General features: G+C 71.7%; 3 protein-coding genes. 2 read left to right on the plus strand and 1 reads right to left on the minus strand.

The window, feature by feature from the left end; all coding sequences use genetic code 11:
• Nucleotides 1-7: 7 nt before the first annotated feature.
• Nucleotides 8-778, minus strand: coding sequence for a MarR family transcriptional regulator (locus ACOV8S_RS32810; protein ID WP_448322295.1), 771 nt, complete (start codon nt 776-778; stop codon nt 8-10).
• Between the two features lie 240 nt (nt 779-1,018).
• On the opposite strand from ACOV8S_RS32810, the gene ACOV8S_RS32815 reads away from it, so the two are divergent.
• Both ACOV8S_RS32815 and ACOV8S_RS32820 read left to right on the plus strand, forming a co-directional pair.
• Nucleotides 1,019-1,690: a DUF4097 family beta strand repeat-containing protein gene (locus ACOV8S_RS32815; protein WP_448322297.1), complete on the plus strand. Its 672-nt coding sequence runs from the start codon at nt 1,019-1,021 to the stop codon at nt 1,688-1,690.
• A gap of 37 nt (nt 1,691-1,727) precedes the next feature.
• Nucleotides 1,728-1,960, plus strand: a 233-nt coding sequence (locus ACOV8S_RS32820) for an ATP-binding cassette domain-containing protein (RefSeq protein WP_448322299.1), incomplete at its 3' end; no start/stop codon positions are given.

The raw sequence follows: 1,960 nt of genomic DNA on the forward strand, positions 1-1,960 counted from the left end.
TGCGCGCTCAGCCCTCCGCACCGCCCTCCGCACCGCCCTCCGTGCCGCGCGGCGCCGGGGCCGTCGCGGACTTCGTGGAGAGGATGTCGCGGGCCTGTTCGGCGGCGCGGACGATGCTCTCGGAGACGAAGTCGACGAAGCGCGCGATGTTCTCCAGCCGGCGGCCCGCCGGGGTGTCCGGGCCGAGGACGCCGACCCCCTCCCGCGCGGCGTCGCCCAGCGCGGCGGTGCCCCGTGCGCTGGCCAGCATCGACTGGTACCAGACGTCCTCGTCCGCGAAGTAGCGCTCGCGGCGGTTGCGTTCGTCGCGTTCGCGGCGCACCAGCCCCTGGGCCTCGAGGTACGTGACCGCCTTGGAGACCGACGCCGGGCTCACCTGGAGCCGCTGGGCGAGGTCCGACGCGGTGAGGCTGCCCTCGTCGGTCGTGTAGAGGCAGGACGCCACCCTGGCCATCATCTTGGGCAGCCCCGACTGCATCAGGACGGTCGTGAACATCTCCTCGAACTCACGCACCGCCGCCCCGTCGCGCCCGTCCACGTCCTGCGGCGGCGCGGTGTCCCGGGGTGCGGCGGGCCTGCGGCGCTGGGTGCGGCGCTCGGCCGCGCGGTGCGCCAGGTCGGGGCGGTAGGAGGTGGGTCCGCCGTTGCGCATGACCTCCCTGGTCACGGTCGAGGTCGGACGGTCGAGGCGCCTGGCGATCTCCGCGTAGGCCAGCCCGTCGGCGAGCCCCAGCGCGATCTGCTGACGCTCCGGCTGAGTAAGCCTGCCACCCGGCATCGGGACTCCTTCGTGGTGCGTGAGGGGTACGCGCCCACCTTAGCGTTCACCAACCACCCATTGCAACGCTCACGTGAGCTGACGTTGCGTTACTTTCAGGGTCGATGCAACGATTTACCAGCGTCAACCTGCTATTTCTCATTCTCCTTGCAACAACACTGTTGCCTATATCCGTGAACGCAACGTAGCTTTCCATCATCGGAAACAGCGCACCGGCGCTGGACGACGAAGGAGAAGACCATGCAGCAGTTCGCCGCCACCGCCCCCGTCCAGGTCGTCCTCGACATCCCCGCCGGCCACGTCCGGCTCATCGCCTCCGACCGCTCCGACGCCACCGTCGAGGTCCTGCCGGCCGACGCCGGCAAGAGCCGCGACGCCAAGGCCGCCGAGCGGATCCAGGTCGCCTTCGACGGCGGCACGCTGCGGATCGAGGCCGGCGAGCCGAAGAGCCGCGTCCTGGGCCACCCGGGCGCGGTCGAGGTGACGGTCCAGCTGCCCGCCGGCTCCCACGTCGAGGCCACCGCCTCCGACGCCGAGATCCGGGGCGTGGGCCGGCTGGGTGACGTGAGCCTGACGGCCGACCAGGGCACCGTGAAGCTCGACGAGTCCGCGGACACCCGGGTGAAGGTCCTGGCCGGCGACGTCGTCGTCGGCCGGCTGAACGGCGGCGCGGACATCAGCACCAGCAAGGGCGACATCCGCGTCGCCGAGGCCCACTGCGGCACGGTCACCCTGCGCACCGAGATGGGCGCCGTCGAGATCGCCGCCGCGCGGGGCGTCTCGGCCACCCTCGACGCCGGCACCGGCTCCGGCCGCGTCGACAACTCCCTGCGCAACGCGGAGGGCGCCGGGGCGCCCCTGAACATCCACGCCACCACCGGCTACGGCGACATCACCGCCCGCAGCCTCTGAGCGACCTCACCACACCACACCACGAAGGGGGACCCTCATGACCAGCCTGGCCATCGCGGCGAACGGACTGCGCAAGTCCTACGGCGACAAGCACGTCCTCGACGGCATCGACCTCGCCGTCCCGGAAGGCACGATCTTCTCCCTGCTCGGCCCGAACGGCGCCGGCAAGACCACGGTCGTCAAGATCCTCTCCACGCTCATCTCCGCCGACGGCGGTCAGGCCCAGGTCGCCGGCCACGACCTCGCCACGTCGCCCCAGGGTGTGCGCGC

This window comes from Streptomyces sp. CO7, from assembly GCF_053474865.1.